A 15,685-nucleotide genomic window follows, 5' to 3' on the forward strand; every position below is an offset into this window, starting at 1 on the left:
CCTCCTTATCTGTATTTATTCATATTCACCCGTAATTTACTTACCGAAAGCCATATCGATCCTACAAAGATTAACATGTAGAAAATCGTATAACTCACCCATAACGGCAGCGGTATTCCCGTCATTTGACCGACTTCGTCATTGAATCCTGGTTCAAGCAAAGTCAACAGAACCACTGCAGGATTGATGCTTGCCCAAAAGTAACTGAGCGGGGAAACCCCGGTCCCCATGGCAGCTGATGATAGGGAAACAGACAAGATCAGAAAAAATCCCGTAACCGCTGTCAGGAAAATCATCGTGCCATAGGTAACAATCATTGATACGATTGTTCGGCGGGTCAGCGTTGAATACATGACACCTAAACCGCCGATGACCAATAATGTTAAGAAATAGAACAGAAAAATGATTGCAATCTGGCTCGGGGATACGCCTCCATATAAAAATACCATACTGTAGATTGGCAACCCCGACACAAGCAGCAGCAACAAGAATGCGATGGAAGACAGCAATTTTCCGAATATGATCTGGAAACTGCTTTGTGCAGTTGTCAGAAGGATGTTCAAGGTCTGTTTTTCGCGTTCGCTGCTGACGCTTCCGGCGGTAAGTCCCGGCGTGATGAAAAGGATTAAACCCAATTGGATATAACTCAGCATACTGAACAGCATAAAACTTTCTTCCGGCCGGAAAAATCCGCTGCCGGAGATTGAACTTGTCAGGTTAATAAAACCGAAGACGAAGATTCCCATGATCAGCAGATAAAAGAAAAGCCCTGTAAAACTTTTCATATTCCGAAAACGCAATTTTATTTCCTTTACCAGGACAGGATTGGCGAGGAGCTCCTTCATAACGTGCCAGCTCCTTTCGTAATTTCCATAAAGACATCTTCAAGGTCCGTTTCTTCTTCAGAGAATGCCAATACTGGCATGCCAACGGTAATCGCTTTTCTCAGTAAAGCCAACTGATCCTCTTCTGTGCCTTTATAGAGGAATTGAAGAATACCGCGTTCGCGAATTTCAGTAATTTGGGAAACCAGGGGATCATTCTCGAAAAAACGGACCGCATCAGCAAAACTTCCTGTCAATTTCACGCTTATAACTTTTTCGCTCTGCAGTTTTTCCTGAATGCTCTGAACCGATCCATGCGCGATTAATTCTCCCGAGTCGATTACGCCCAGTGTGTCACACATTTCAGCCAGCTCCGGCAGTATATGGGAAGAAATCAAAATCGTTTTGCCCATTGCTTTCAACTCTCTCAAAATCTCCCTCATTTCGACTCTTGCACGAGGATCCAGTCCTGAGGCAGGTTCATCGAGTATCAAAACTTTCGGGTCATGGATCAAAGCCCTGGCAAGACAAAGCCGCTGTTTCATCCCTCTTGACAGCAAATCGACATAGTCGTTCCGTTTATTGGAAAGGTTAACCAGATCAAGTAGTTTAGGAATCAATACAGCTCTTTGCTGGGCATCCAAACCATAGCTCGCCCCGTAGAAATCAAGATATTCATCTGTCTTTAGTTGGTCATATACACCAAAGAAGTCCGGCATATAACCAATCTGCTTCCTCACTTCATGCGGACTTTGTGAAATGCTGATGCCATTTATCCAGGCTTCTCCGGAAGTCGGCTGGAGGAGTGTCGCCAATATTGAAAAGGTTGTGGATTTGCCTGCTCCGTTGGCACCGACAAAACCGAAGACCGTTCCTTCTTCTATTGTCAGATTCAAATCTTTCAACGCATAGAAGGATCCGTATTTTTTCGTCAATCCCTTAATTTCGATCATTGGTCAACCACTCCTTCCAGTTCGATTTTGGGTATAGTGATTTCCGAATAGCCGGTCATTTCATTTTTAGTGATTCGGATTTCAATATTTCCCCCATCGGAAATATAATTCCCACTGTTTCCGGATAAATCATTTGACCCGGCAGCCAAAGGTTCATATTCGCCAGTATCTGTCCGTAAGATTGAAAACTCCACATCTGTTGAAGCTGATTGTGTTTCAAAACGGGACCATTCAGTCTCCTTTTCCGTCAATGCAGACGGCAATTCATACAGAACTCGATATTCTCCAGGTTCTAAGCCATAAAAATGGGGATTATCAGGATACTTCTCGACATGTCCCATAGCACTTTGTGGTTGCACATCAATCCTCAAATTATCAGAACTGATGGCAACTTCCCCATCAAAGTTCATGCTCGGTTCAAAACTTTGTGCAAGCAAATGGACTGCCGACACATTCGCTTCCTGCTTCTCCAACGCTACAGGTGCGATTGCCGCATCCGCATAAGCGATTAAATAAGGAGTTGTCGCGTCTCTTCCAAGATGTTCGTATGACATTGCCAATGCACTTTGTTTTCTCGCTTCAATTAATTCCTCTTCACCGCCGCTGCCAATCGTTTGAGGCACCTGGTATTGGGCAATAGGCGATATTGGCTGCAGCAAGTCTGACTGGACAGCTTCAGCAATCTGCTTTTCTTCATCAGGATTGAAATCCCCCAACGTTATCAGCCTGGTACCGGTCCAGATTGCGGCGTCCTTGACAGAAAACGGGAATGAATTTCGTACTGTGCCTGTCAGGTTTCCATTTTCCATTGCCAGTTGAATATCAAATTGGCCACTTCCGCTGATATAGGATTCTCCTATTACTGAAGCCATTGACCAATAGCGCATATCTCTTACAGTCAATGTGGAGCCTGCTGCCCCTTTTTCCAGTATCGCATTTTGATGTGCATTGCTTGCTGAGAACTGGTCCCCGGTGGTAGCAGTCATCGTCGTGTTCGCAGGAGCAGTAAAACGATAATCGCCGCTGCGGTTCGATAATAAGGTGTTCATATAATAACCATTCAGTCCGCCATCTCCATCCACTTCAAAAAAACCGGTTTGCTGGATTTGGGGATTGGCTATCCTGTCTTTGGCACCTGCGGCAAAAATCCCGATAGAGGCAAGTACAGCTATTAAGGGAATTGCCAGCCATGCATATTCCCGTTTGTCTTTTTTAATAAGAAAAATATAAAGCACTGGAACAACAATGATGATATACAAAAGAATAATCAGGAACATTGCCGTTTTGGATACAGCAAAACTTTCAAACAATTCATTAACCATTCCGATTTCATACGATATTCTCTCTTTAATCGACTGATCCTGCTGATATGCAGAAGATATCTGATCTGCTTCAAATAAATTCACCAGCAATTCTTCGTATCCTTCCTGAGAAATAACGGGCTCGTCGCCGAGTGAAAAAGCGGTTTGAATAATCGTACCCGCTCCGACCGTTCTTTTCACAGCCAAAACCCGGCCTTGTTCTTCAAGTACCACTTGGGCGTCTTCCCCGACATCAGCCTGGTAAACTGAAATTGGGTTCTCAAGTTCTAAAACGGCCATCTCTTCTGAAGAATTAAGCTGCATCGGCAGCAAGTCAGACAGATTTCCTGTGGCAGCAGCCAAATTGCTGTCAGCGCCTACAAGGACTTTCCCTCCCTGCTCAAGCCACGCCATAGCGGCCTGCTGCGTTTCAACTGGAAGATCACTGTAGGGGAATTCATCAATCACCAGGTAATCCAGTGTATCCCATGCAAGCGGATCAGAAGGCAGAGAATTTTCACCCTCCATATTAAAATGGAAAACTTGTGCACTTGCACCGCTCACCGGCAAAATCCCCCCCAAACCGCGTAAACGATCAGCGTTTTCAGTCAATGTTGCGATAAAAGGAGTCTCTGGCACAAAATAATTCGGGCGCAGGGTTTTACTTCCCTGAAAATCGATGGCGTCCCCTTTTTCCCAGCCGCCTTCATATACATAGATTGTTTGGTTCGTGATTCCTCCTGTGTAACTGTTATCCATCATCCCAGGCAGCGACAGATTGAATGTTTTGGTTTCTCCTGCGGCCAGTTCGAGTGGCACCGAAAGTCCTGCCCCAATGTTATAGCTTTCGGAATAATCGATGACCAGGTCTCCTGAAAATGCCGTACCATTATTGGAAGCGGTAATTTGTAAAGGCAGCCCCCTGTTGTACTTCACCTTATTTTGGAAACCGGCTTCCGCATCAATTGTGATATCAGCTTCTGCCGAAGTCTGTACCGGTGAAATATTAAACAGCAGCCAGGCTGAAAAAAGTATGAATGCAAATGATATTGATCTTTTCATATCGTCCCCCCTTTTCTCTCTACTAATTAGTACGCTCCAACTGTAAAATAGTTCCTTTAGTTAAAAATAAAAACGGACAGCAAAGTGCTGTCCGCTTTCTATAGCTCACTGAAATAACGATGGATAAAGCCAGGCATGAAATCCAGGATCTTTTCATCGGGATTTATTTTTGAATGATGAAGTCCGAATTCCGAGTTAACACCAGCCCAGAACATCAATCCTGGTATCTGTTCAGTGAAATAGCCAAAATCTTCTCCGGTCATTGCGGCATCTGCGCGGACAGCTGTGATGCCATCGGCCGATGAGGCAAACTCCAGAAAATGTTCAGCCAATTGCGCGTCGTTATCAACTTCCCTGTAGGAAGCTCCGTAATCTATCGATATACGGCAATTATAACCTGTTTCAACCGCTTTACAGATTGCTTCTATGCGCTCTTTCATTTTCATCATGGAAGTATTATTCAAAGTCCTGATGGTGCCTTCCAAGCGGGCATTTTCAGCAATAATATTCTGGACGGTGCCCGCTGTAAACTTGCCGACCGTCAAAACCGCTGAATCCATTGGATCGATGCTGCGGCTGACAATCGTCTGAAGCTGCATTAAAAGTGAAGCTCCTGCCACTGCCATATCATCGGTGAAATGGGGAAATGCAGCATGGCCACCTTTTCCGTGCAAATCAATGAACAGTTCCGACGTATTGGCAAACAGCATGCCGGGTTTTGTTGAAACCGTGCCGACAGGCAGTTCCGGAGCCACGTGCATGGCATAAATTTCGTCAGGCCATAAATCCGGCCGCTCGCTTTTCAGCCAGTTTCTGAACGGCAAAGCACCTCCCGGCCCTTCTTCAGCCGGTTGAAAAAGCAATAGCACATCCTGTTTTATCGGATTTTCTATAAGACGGTCGAGCAATCCGACCGCATTGGCCATATGAACATCGTGTCCGCAGGCATGCATATAACCTGTATGCTCTGAACTGAAAGCAAGTCCGGTATTTTCTTCTATCGGCAAGCCATCGATGTCAGTGCGCCAAGCGATTAGCTTGTTCGCATCCAAACCGCTTACTTTTACAGCGATGCCCGTTTGCCATTCTGCAATTTCCATTCTATCCTGCGGCAGCGAGCGAATCTGTTCGAGCAGATATTGCTGCGTTTTAAATTCGCGGAAACCGATTTCCGGTATTCTATGCAAATCTCTTCTGATTTGTATAAGGTTCATATCTCGCCCCTTATAATTGACGAAGTTCTTGTTTGATTTCCGTTTTCGAGCGTGTTTTTTCATCCATCAATTTCAGTACACGAGCCGGTGTGCCGCCCACTACTGAATTTTCCGGTACATCTTCGATAACGATCGCTCCAGCGGCAACAACTGCTCCTTGTCCGATACGAACGCCTTCCAGAACTACAGCGTTAGCGCCGATCATTACATTGTCTTCAACAATAACCGGAGTTGCAGAAGCCGGTTCAATTACGCCTGCAAGCACTGCGCCTGCGCCGATGTGGCAATTCTTGCCGACAGTAGCACGGCCGCCCATGATTACGCCCATATCAATCATCGTACCGTCGCCGATTACCGACCCGATATTGATGACTGCGCCCATCATGATGATGCAATTATTTCCGATTTCCACATTTTCACGGATAAATGCGCCAGGTTCGATGCGGCTGTTGATGTTTTTCAGATCCAGCATCGGAATCGCTGAATTGCGGCGATCATTTTCTACTACGTGGTCTTCAATTGCAGCTTCGTTTTCTTTTAATGCTTTTTCAATATCTGACCATTCGCCGAATACGGTGGCATGAGCACCTTCGCCGAAAACTTTTGCAGACTCTCCGAAATTCAATGAGGCAACGCCTTCACCTTTTACATAAACTTTTACAGGTGTTGATTTCTTTGCATTCTGTATGTACGAAATAATTTCATTTGCATCCATTTGTTTCATCAATTAAAACCTCTTTCTATAGTTGATGGTGTAATTATAACGGAAACAGGAAGAGATTTCATTACTCTAGTCTAATAAAGCGGCATGTTTTTGCACAATTTCAACAAAAGCAGATACTTGTCGCAATTCAAATGCCGAATCATAACCGATGAGCCAGGTATCCCTGGTCAACTCGAGCTCTTCTGCGTTGCTTGCCAAAGCAACTGTATGGACATCTTCTGTTCCATTTAAAGTTATGGCTGGGAGAATTGCGTAACCGATGCCATTGACTGCCATTTGTTTGCAAGTTTCTATTTGATCCACTGTAATTTGCCTTTTGGGATTGGAAGCAAAGTGTTTTTGCCACCATTGCTGAATTTCTTCGTAATAATTGGAATCGCTTTTAAATTGGATGAAAGGCCGTTCAGTTTCCATCACCTGCTCCAATGAATCAATTTCTTTATCAACCAGGTACAAGGTATCCCGGAACAAATGAATCTTCTTCCCTTTCCAATCCGTATGTCCCCTCACTATTCCAATGTGGGCTTCCCCTTCATACAAAGCTCTTGTAATTTCTGAACTCCATCCCGTGATCAGCTGGATTTTAGCCTGGGGATATAAAGTTACAAAATCCTTCAGCACTTTTGGCAGCCAATTTTGGCCGATGATGGAAGCACAGGCTATTTTCAATGTGCCATGCACTTTTGACGTCAGCGTATGAAGCACTTCGAAAACTTCTTCTTTGCGCTGCAGCATCTCATTTGCATAATTAATGACCAATTCTCCTGCCGGCGTCGGCGTCAGCCCTTTTTGTGAGCGGATGAATAATTGCTGGCCCCATTCTTTTTCAATGGATTGCAGCCTTTGGGACAAAGCGGGCTGGGAAAGAAAGAGCCGTTCAGAGGCTTTTCTCATATTTCCTTCTTCAGCCAGGATTTTTATAATCATTTCTTCATTGGACATTTTTCTTCACTCCTTTATCCCGCGGCAGGCCAAAAATCAGCAGTAAACTGATGACAGCAAAAACAGCCATCACTGCATAAACATTCTGCAATGCCATTGACAATCCTTCCTGTAAATAACGCAATGTTTCAGCGGGCATCCCTTCCCTGCTTTCCACAGTCAGAAGCGTATTGATGGAATCGAGGTCGTAACCTTCTTCGCTGTTTGAGAAATACTTCAAAAGCGATGTGTTGAGAACTGTACCCAGAAGTGCTACCCCAATAGTGCTGCCAAGGTTCCGCATAAACATGTTTGATGCGGTCGCAACGCCGCGTTTTTCATAAGTGACAGCACTTTGAATCGAAACGATGAAAGCAGTGCTTGTCAACCCCATTCCGATGCCGATGACAAAACTTGATAAAGCCGCCCACCACGGTCCTGCTTCAGGACGCATAAGAACGAATAAGGCAGCTCCTGCCACCAGGAACATTCCACCGGCAAGCGAAGTCCGGAAGTATCCGAATCTGATCAGCAATCTCCCGGATAAAGTTGCAGCAATTGGCCACCCGATCGACATGGCAGTCAACGTAAAACCGGCAATTGCAGCAGGCTGTTCCATGACCCCTGTGACGTAGGTCGGCAGATAACTCGAAACAGAGATTAAAATGATGCCTGTAGTGAGGGAAACAAGATTGGCATAAAGAATGGTTTTATTTTTCCATATTTCAAAAGGCATGATCGGGTCTTTCACTTTTCGTTCAACATAAACGAATAAGGTAATTGCGGTCACTGCGACTGCAATAAGAATTCCTGTCGAAGCTGAAATCCAGTCGAAGCCGACCCCACCTTCAACCAATAAGTATAACAAGCTTACCAAGCCGATTGTCAGAAGCACAGCACCGGCATAATCGATGGATGGTTTCCCGCTTTTCTTCGGTTCCTTCAAAAAAAGAAGTACTCCGGCGAGTGCCAGAATTCCAAGCGGGATATTTACCCAAAATACGTATTCCCAACCGACAGTAGCCACCAGGATTCCGCCAATAGCAGGCCCGGAAACCGCGGAAATGCCCCAGACGCTTGAAAGGTATCCCTGTATTTTAGCCCGCTCTTCAGCTGAATAGATATCTCCCACAATTGTCGTAGCAATCGGCAAGACTGCTCCAGCTCCCATTCCCTGTATCAGACGGTAAATGATCAATTGATCCATCGAATTGGCAAGGCCGCACATCAATGAACCGACAAGGAATAATATGATGCCAAAAGCGAAAATCGGTTTACGGCCAAAGATGTCGGAAAGTTTTCCATAGATAAGAACGGTCACAGTATTCATCAGAAGATATGCTGAAAAGACCCAGCTGTATTTTGAAAATCCACCTAAATCTGCTGCAATGCTTGGCATGGCAGTGGCCACAATAGTCGCCTCTACTGCACCTACGAACATCGCCAGCATGACAGAAGCCAGCACGAGTGGACGATTTGTCGTCTTCATAAGATAAGGCCCTCTTTTCAAACTACACAACAAAAAAGGCCTCTTCCCACGAGGCCTTTCATTCAGTGATTATTTCGGATCTGGTAAATCTGCTTTTTTAATTGTTTCAACACGACGCGCCTAGTCAGAATGCCCATGAACATTCCTTCATCATCGACTACACAAAGGAAGTTTTGGTCAATTAAAAGATCAAGTGCTTTTTGAAAGCGTTCAGTTATTTTTATCAAAGTGATATCCGTCTGCATAATATCCTGGACTTTTATCTCCGGCAATTTTTCATATTCAATATGGTCGAGCCCTAGGATGGATTCTGTAATCCGCTGTGTATTGATCAACCCTTGAAAACGGTATTTCATATCCAATACCGGAATCGCCGAATAACCCGTTTTCGTTAAAACAAGCAATGCGTGTTCAGCACTATTGCCCAACTGGACGTGTGCAACCTTTTCTGAGGAAATAATATAGTCTTCTATTTGAGTTTCAAGAAAGTCTTTGCTAGGTAATGAAATCATGCGCTCTACTCCTTTTGCATCATATATTGATGCTAATCACTCCGAGTACATCATAACACATCACTAAATTTGAAACTATTTAAAAGAGAGTATTATTTACTTAAAAAGGAAATTTGTTCAGCCATTGCCCACCGTCCAGGGTCACGATTTCCCCGTTCATGTATGAAGCTTTATCTGACATGATAAAAGCAGCTAATTCTGCTATTTCTTCCGGCTTGCCCAAACGGCCAAGTGGAATCGATTCAATTGTGCGCTTCGCCGCTTTTTCCGATTCCCACAACTTGTCTGCTCCGCCAGTTCGTTCAATCGGACCCGGTGCAATGCCGTTTACGCGAATTCCGAATTGTGTTCCCCATTCCACAGCAAGAGTGCGGGTCAATGACATGACCCCTGCTTTTGCGGCAGCTGAGTGTGCTACTCCAGCTCCGGCATTCCAGGCATACGTAGCAAGCATGTTCAGGATATTGCCTTTCGTACCGTTTTCAATCCAATAATTTCCGACGGCATGTGAACAGAAAAATGTTCCATTCAATACAATATCAACAACCGACTTCCAGCCGTTCGGCGATAGTTTTTCAGCATGTACAATGAAGTTTCCAGCAGCATTATTCACAAGGCCGTCAATTCGGCCAAATTTTTCATGGGCAAATTTAACCATGGCTTTTGCATGCTCAGGTTCACGGACATCCATTTGAAAAACTTCTACTGTACCTTTAGAGTCTGCCATGTTTTTAACAGCTTCATTAAGTTTTTCCATGTCTCTCCCTGTAATTATCACATTCGCTCCTTCGGAAGCGAACTTTTCCGCCATATGGTACCCCATCCCACTTGATCCGCCCGTCACGATAATTGTTTGATCTTGAAACATCCCAAATTCCTCCTTTTGTCCTTCTTTGATTTTTGTATGTAATTTTGCCGAATTACGCCTATTTCCTTAAATGAACCAATATTCCTGATACTTGTTATACACATTGCAAGAAAATTTTGATATAATGAAGATGTTTTATGAATAAAAACCCGATGAAAGGAATGAGCCTATGTCTAACTCCAGAATGGATACTGAAATTGCTCAGGCAATATTCACTGTCAACAGGCACGCAAAGACCGCTTCAGACAATCATTATTTATATGCCTTAAAAAAAGAAGCATTAAATAAAATGATTCTTCAGGACCGCGCTCAGAAAATAGGGCTGCACTTCAGTAAAAACCCCCGTAAAAGCCAACAGCAATCTTCTGTCCTCGTAAAGTGTGGAGATTATTATTTTCACATGCTGCCGAAAAAAGAAGACTTTGAGAATCTCGACCATCTCGGCCACCTTGATGAATCTTACCGAAACCCGGCAAGCAGGATGAATCTTCGTTCAGCCAAAGAAATCCTGAGTGAATTGACCGGCCTGCAGCCTGTAAAAAAAGAAACAAGCGTTTCCAATCCGGGAAAGGCCTATCAGCCCCGGGAAATGAACAGATTCTATTCACCTAAAAAATCATATTTCGACTGACACAGAGAGCCGGGACTAAATTGTCTTCGGCTCTTTATAATTGCTGTCTTCATACTGTACGATCAATGCCTGCGTCCCCTTATCCTGGTATCCTTTTTCCGACAAACTTTCAAACAGTCTGAGTGAGAGCTGGAGCGCGGGAAGTTCAAGTCCCATGGCTTCCGCTTCTTCTGTCGCAATTCGCATATCTTTTATGAAATGTTTGATATAGAAACCAGGTTCAAAGTTGCGCGAAATCATTTTCGGTGCCAGATTCGACAGCGACCAGGAACCTGCAGCTCCGGATGAAATCGACAGCAATACAGTTTCAGGATCCAGTCCGGCTTTCAACGCATAAATCAATGATTCGCTCACACCCATCATATTTGAAGCGATGATGATCTGATTGCACATTTTAGTATGCTGTCCTGACCCCGCCGATCCCTGATAGACAATATTTCCACCGAATAGATCCAGTAATGGCTGAACTTGTTTAAATGTACTTTTTTCTCCGCCGACCATAATGGACAATAAACCATTTCTTGCCCCAATATCACCGCCTGAAACAGGCGCGTCCAAAGCTGCTAGACCCTTTTGCAGAGCTGCCTTGAAAATGTCCCTTGCAAGTTCGGGCTTGGATGTGGTCATATCGACCAGCACGGTTCCTTCTTTGGCGTTGTTAATGATTCCTTCATCACCAAAATAGATTTCTTCCACGTCTGAAGGATATCCCACCATTGTAAAAATAACTTCCGAATCTGCAGCAACCAATTTAGGGGAATCTTGCCATTTTGCTCCCGCTTCCAGTAAATTCTGGGCCTTTGAAGAAGTCCGCGTATAGATTGAAACTTCGTGCCCCTCTTCAAGAAGATGCTTGACCAGGCTATTTCCCATAACTCCTGTCCCGATAAATCCAATCTTCATATGTATCCTCCTTTTTCAATCTATCTTCAGTTTAGCAAAAATCTTCTGTATATTCACTATTTAGAAAAGAAATGCGACTACGCCCGTTAAGCTCTGACAGGCAAGAGATGGAACAAATGGAATTTGGTCCATCTCTTTGCGACGAAGCTAGCGTAGCGATGCAGGAGCAATATGGTTTTAGACGATTTGGCGAAGCGGCATCATTTCAGCCGCACAGCCAAAGTGGCTTATGACCCGAAGAGCTGGGCCGTAGGAGTCTGGACACTAGAAAAGCGACAGCGACCGTTAAGCTCTGAAAGGCATAAGACAGAACAGCAGAGTGGCCTTAGCCATGGCAGCTGGGCTGGCTTATGACCCGAAGAGCTGGGCCGCGGGAGTCTGGACAATAGAAAAGCGACCGCGCCAGTTAAGTCCCGACAAGCGCTGGAGGGTTTGACCTGCATGGCGTTTTTTGCCATGAAGGACAAATCCGAAGCGACTCGAGGGATTGGGCCGTGGGAGTCTGGACAAAAAAAAAATCCAAAAAAAGAAGCCGATCCAGTTAAGGACCGACCACAAAAGGGGGAAATGAGAATGTTGCTGTGTTCTTTAATAGTATGCCCAGATAAATATGGCTTTAAACATTTTCCCTAAAAAAATTTTTATTTATTTTTTCCAGTTCTTCAACGAAAGGAGACGCTTCACTGGCGGCTATTAATCCGTCGCTGTATCGTACCTTATCATAAGTTTTAAAAAAGAATTCCGTAAACGGCAATTCCTCACGTTGAGCCCATTCCCTGACCGTTTCATGTTCCATGCGGCCCTTTTCAGCTTCGGTTGCCTGTGTTTCAAACTCCCTGAATGCTTTCCGGATTTCATGGATATCGACTAGATCGTACCCTCTGGCCGGTTTTGGTTCTTGGGTTTTATCGGCAACTTCAGAAAAACGGATGACTTCAGCAATAGATTCCTCTTTTTGATTGGCTAGATCCGGTTTTATCTTCCGGATCAGCAGAATCCCGATAATCACCGCAAGGACAATACCTATTCCTGCAATGATTGTATAATCGAATTCCATCGCACCCTGTGAATAAGGGATATCCTCCGTCTGTTCCGCTTGTTGTTCCATATTGCTCAGATTATCCTGCATCTCTTCTTCGTTGGAAAGTCCGTTCACAATATTCACCAGCCAATTTAACACGCCTGCAAATGGCCATAAGACCACTGCCAGTATGCCCCCGAAAATCGTCCCGGCCAGTTGCCGCGCTTCATCAGCCAGTAAATAAACAACGAATGCCACTGCGCCGGAAATGGCGATAATGCCGGCTGAACCGGCAAGTGCCTGCCAGAATTTCGCGCCTTCCTGCCTAGCGGCAAAATACCGGTAAAGCAAACGTGATACGGTGTAGAAAATAATGGCTGCTGCTGCAACTGGAAACAACAGAAGCTGTGAACTGCCCAGCGGGTTGAAGATACTCAAAATCAATGCAATGGTGAATATCACCAAATACATTATTATGAAAGGACTTTCTCCGCTGCTTTTATCTTCTATCTCAGAAAATCTGGCATGCAGGCGGTATAAAGAAATAATTGTTAAAACGATGAACGTACCGACCGTCACCCCGGCAAACACAGATAACGCCATTACCAGGCCGGCTGCAATCAGAACAGGTGCCGGATTGTAAGGCTTCCGCCAGCTGACGGCTGCGGCTGTCAATGCTGATGCCAGCACTAACCCCAGCCAGATTAAAACCAAAGGAAATCTGGCTCCGGCGTCGATAAACAGAAATACAAATGAGAGGAGGAAAGCATCCTGAATATACGCGGTGACCGAAGAAAATCTGGCAGTCATGCAATCACCCGCCCTTCGCTTGTGCGCAGAATCTTCAATTCTGTTTTTCTGCTCCACTTCGGTATATATTTTTTGACGCTTTCAAGGTTGTCTGTCATAAGGTAAGTCGTATAAGGCAATTCCGTATGAAGGTCCAAGTGGGCAATCATCGAAGCAAAAGGCATTGTCGAATTATTTTTCGAAATCACCGACAGCAGTTCAAGTGCGTGCTGTCTTTGCCTGCTCCCTTCACCGGAAGCCAAATAGAGATAAGGAATCTTGCCGGCGGACCGGACGTTGATTGCTATGGCATAAGGCACACCTTCACTGAAGCAGTTTTCAATATACGAGGCCAATTCTTCGATTCTTTCTTCCAGATTCGATATCGTCGCATAGCGGTCAGCGACATTCAGTACAAAAAACATCGCTTCATTCGCCACATGGTTGTAGACCTTCGTCTGATAAGTCTGCATTCTGGCACTTGCCTTCCAGTGAATCTGATTGAATTGGTCTGTCGAGACGTAATCCCGTGTGCCGATCGGCTGGAAGGGATCTTCAAACAGCGAATGCCGCAAGTTGAATTGCCCCGGTTTTTGTTTTGACGGCGCATAGCGGAATTGATATTTGCGCAGTTTCGGATAAACAAGATGTTCTTGCAGAATCATTCCACCGTATTCGAGCATCAGGCTTCCCTGTCCGAACGGATGAGGAATCGATAATTCCATTTTCTTGATGCGGGATAAGCCTCGGCGATTCCCTGTAACCGGCACTTTTAAAACCATCGTCTCTTTATATCCCACTGTAAAAGGGACATCAAGCTCAACAAGCTCCGTATAACTGCCCGCTTCCTGGCCAACTGGTATAACTGTGTCAATAAACCAGATTTTCAGGTTAGCACCCCAAACAGGCAAGCCTTTATTTTCAAAGGACAGCTCCCAATGCGAATCTCCGCCATTCAAAACTCTTTTTCGGATTTTTGGATTCTTAAAAACGAGTTTATCTCCCAGTCTTGAAAAATATGCTAATTGCAGCGCTACAATAAAGCCGATGAATGCCGTAATCGCGGCAGCTGTAAATTGAAGAAACACCATAGACATAATGAATAGAACGACAGTGAAGCCGAGAGCCATTTTAGTGTTTTTTATTCCGTAATCATGGCGGATCCAGTTCATGTCAATAAGCCTCAACCGGGGATGCCACTGAAGAGGAAATCTCTTTGAGCAATGTCTCTGGATCCTGGACCAGCATTCCTTCGACCGTTAACAGAAGACGATGGACAGCTACTGGTTCAAGTATGTACTTGACGTCATCAGGTGTTACAAAATCGCGGCCATCCAAATAAGCTTTTCCTTGGGCAGCGTGGACCAGTGCGAGCGCTGCACGGGAACTGAGACCAAGTTCGATTGATGGATGTTCACGGGTTGCGCGCACCAAATTCAGGATATATTTTTCGATATCTTCGTGGACACTGACTTCACTTGCACTCTTGGACCAAGCCGCCACATCATCAACTGATGCAATGCTCATTATCTCCTTTTTATGGGAGACGTTATCCCGGAAGTTGCGGATGATCGACATTTCTTCATCGTAATCGGGATAGCCGATTTCCAGTCTGAACAGAAAACGGTCCAATTGTGCAGCCGGTAATGGAAAAGTCCCTTGCTGGGATTCAACCGGATTTTGTGTAGCAATGACCATGAACGGCTGTGGCAGCTGTAAAGTCTCGCCATCGATTGTCGCCTGTTTTTCTTCCATGGATTCAAGCAAGCTTGACTGCGTCCGCGGGGTGGCCCGGTTAATTTCGTCAGCCAGTAAAATATTTGCCATTACTGCGCCGGGGCGAAGCTCGAACTCCTGATTCTTTGGATTGAAGAACCTGATGCCCGTCACGTCTGACGGCAACACATCCGGCGTAAACTGAAGCCGGCGGAACATGCCGCTGAAGGATCCGGCAAAAGCTTTTGCCATCCATGTTTTTCCTGATCCCGGAACGCTTTCAAGCAATACATGGCCTTGTTGGATCAATGCAATCAACATAAAGTCGATTTCTTTTTCGCGGCCTACAACCAAATGATTCAAATGCTCTTTCACTTCGTTTAACTTCCCCATTTAACGCACCCCTTTGAATTATGTATGTTTTTTATTTACTTGGTTCCTGCGTATATTTATAGATTGTTTTTCCATGGTGAAAAGCTTCTCCGCGGAAATGCTTGAAATCTTCCCTGGCGATCAATACCGTACGGAAGTCGAGGAAATCCTCTTTTTCAACAGTTAAAGATTCGATTTCACCTGATTTTAACTGGTCTAACAATTCATTGTAATCTGTCATTTTTTAATTCTCCTTTTCCAATATTTCCAGCGCTTCAAGTCTGTTATAATACTTAACGGACAAAGAGTTTGCCGTTAGCCGGCAGCCCTCTTCCATTTATTATACAACAAGCATAGTTTTCAGACAGTGATTGTTTTACCATAA

Annotated in this window: 16 protein-coding genes; 2 read left to right on the top strand and 14 right to left on the bottom strand. The window is 44.8% G+C overall.

Annotation, left to right across the window (positions count from 1 at the left end):
• Nucleotides 1-5 precede the first annotated feature (5 nt).
• The 9 genes from DP120_RS07405 to fadH form a co-directional block, all read right to left on the bottom strand.
• On the bottom strand, nt 6-845 hold the full coding sequence (locus tag DP120_RS07405) for an ABC transporter permease (protein WP_112223000.1): 840 nt from the start codon (nt 843-845) through the stop codon (nt 6-8).
• Nucleotides 842-1,777, bottom strand: coding sequence for an ABC transporter ATP-binding protein (locus DP120_RS07410; RefSeq protein WP_112223001.1), 936 nt, complete (start codon nt 1,775-1,777; stop codon nt 842-844). The genes DP120_RS07405 and DP120_RS07410 overlap by 4 nt, the downstream gene beginning before the upstream one ends.
• Complete coding sequence (locus DP120_RS07415) at nt 1,774-4,140, bottom strand: hypothetical protein (protein ID WP_112223002.1); 2,367 nt, start codon at nt 4,138-4,140, stop codon at nt 1,774-1,776. The genes DP120_RS07410 and DP120_RS07415 overlap by 4 nt, the downstream gene beginning before the upstream one ends.
• A 98-nt stretch (nt 4,141-4,238) precedes the next feature.
• Nucleotides 4,239-5,354 carry an N-acetyldiaminopimelate deacetylase gene (locus tag DP120_RS07420; protein ID WP_112223003.1) on the bottom strand — a complete coding sequence of 372 codons (1,116 nt, stop codon included), beginning with the start codon at nt 5,352-5,354 and terminating at the stop codon, nt 4,239-4,241.
• A 10-nt stretch (nt 5,355-5,364) separates the two neighbouring features.
• A complete protein-coding gene (gene dapD, locus DP120_RS07425; protein WP_112223004.1) occupies nt 5,365-6,078 on the bottom strand; it encodes a 2,3,4,5-tetrahydropyridine-2,6-dicarboxylate N-acetyltransferase in 714 nt (237 codons plus the stop codon).
• 66 nt (nt 6,079-6,144) lie between these two features.
• Complete coding sequence (locus tag DP120_RS07430) at nt 6,145-7,020, bottom strand: LysR family transcriptional regulator (protein WP_112223005.1); 876 nt, start codon at nt 7,018-7,020, stop codon at nt 6,145-6,147.
• Nucleotides 7,010-8,488, bottom strand: a complete 1,479-nt coding sequence (locus DP120_RS07435) for an MDR family MFS transporter (protein WP_112223006.1) — start codon at nt 8,486-8,488, stop codon at nt 7,010-7,012. Before DP120_RS07435 ends, DP120_RS07430 begins: the two co-directional genes overlap by 11 nt.
• Nucleotides 8,489-8,550: 62 nt before the next feature.
• Nucleotides 8,551-9,000, bottom strand: a complete 450-nt coding sequence (gene cbpB, locus DP120_RS07440) for a cyclic-di-AMP-binding protein CbpB (protein WP_112223007.1) — start codon at nt 8,998-9,000, stop codon at nt 8,551-8,553.
• A gap of 100 nt (nt 9,001-9,100) precedes the next feature.
• On the bottom strand, nt 9,101-9,868 hold the full coding sequence (fadH, locus tag DP120_RS07445) for a 2,4-dienoyl-CoA reductase (protein ID WP_112223008.1): 768 nt from the start codon (nt 9,866-9,868) through the stop codon (nt 9,101-9,103).
• A gap of 184 nt (nt 9,869-10,052) precedes the next feature.
• Here fadH and DP120_RS07450 point away from each other — a divergent pair, with 184 nt between their 5' ends.
• Entirely contained in the window at nt 10,053-10,499 is a 447-nt protein-coding gene (locus tag DP120_RS07450) for a YkyB family protein (RefSeq protein ID WP_420812427.1), read from the top strand.
• Between the two features lie 15 nt (nt 10,500-10,514).
• Here DP120_RS07450 and DP120_RS07455 read toward each other — a convergent pair whose 3' ends face one another.
• A complete protein-coding gene (locus DP120_RS07455) occupies nt 10,515-11,402 on the bottom strand; it encodes an NAD(P)-dependent oxidoreductase (protein ID WP_112223010.1) in 888 nt (295 codons plus the stop codon).
• A 107-nt stretch (nt 11,403-11,509) separates the two neighbouring features.
• Here DP120_RS07455 and DP120_RS18775 point away from each other — a divergent pair, with 107 nt between their 5' ends.
• Nucleotides 11,510-11,635 (top strand): hypothetical protein, encoded by a 126-nt coding sequence (locus tag DP120_RS18775; RefSeq protein ID WP_276310398.1) that lies wholly within the window; start codon nt 11,510-11,512, stop codon nt 11,633-11,635.
• Between the two features lie 383 nt (nt 11,636-12,018).
• Here DP120_RS18775 and DP120_RS07465 read toward each other — a convergent pair whose 3' ends face one another.
• From DP120_RS07465 to DP120_RS07480, 4 genes are read right to left on the bottom strand one after another with little or no spacing between them, the layout of a single operon-like run.
• The gene (locus tag DP120_RS07465; RefSeq protein ID WP_112223012.1) at nt 12,019-13,233 is read right to left on the bottom strand and encodes a US12 family protein; all 1,215 of its coding nucleotides are present in this window, start codon (nt 13,231-13,233) and stop codon (nt 12,019-12,021) included.
• The gene (locus DP120_RS07470; protein WP_112223013.1) at nt 13,230-14,384 is read right to left on the bottom strand and encodes a DUF58 domain-containing protein; all 1,155 of its coding nucleotides are present in this window, start codon (nt 14,382-14,384) and stop codon (nt 13,230-13,232) included. Before DP120_RS07470 ends, DP120_RS07465 begins: the two co-directional genes overlap by 4 nt.
• 1 nt (nt 14,385) lies before the next feature.
• The gene (locus DP120_RS07475; RefSeq protein ID WP_112223014.1) at nt 14,386-15,321 is read right to left on the bottom strand and encodes an AAA family ATPase; all 936 of its coding nucleotides are present in this window, start codon (nt 15,319-15,321) and stop codon (nt 14,386-14,388) included.
• Nucleotides 15,322-15,352: 31 nt separating this feature from the next.
• Nucleotides 15,353-15,541: a type 2 periplasmic-binding domain-containing protein gene (locus DP120_RS07480; RefSeq protein ID WP_112223015.1), complete on the bottom strand. Its 189-nt coding sequence runs from the start codon at nt 15,539-15,541 to the stop codon at nt 15,353-15,355.
• Nucleotides 15,542-15,685: the final 144 nt, after the last annotated feature.

This window comes from Planococcus halotolerans (genome assembly GCF_003289955.1).
GTDB lineage: Bacteria > Bacillota > Bacilli > Bacillales_A > Planococcaceae > Planococcus > Planococcus halotolerans.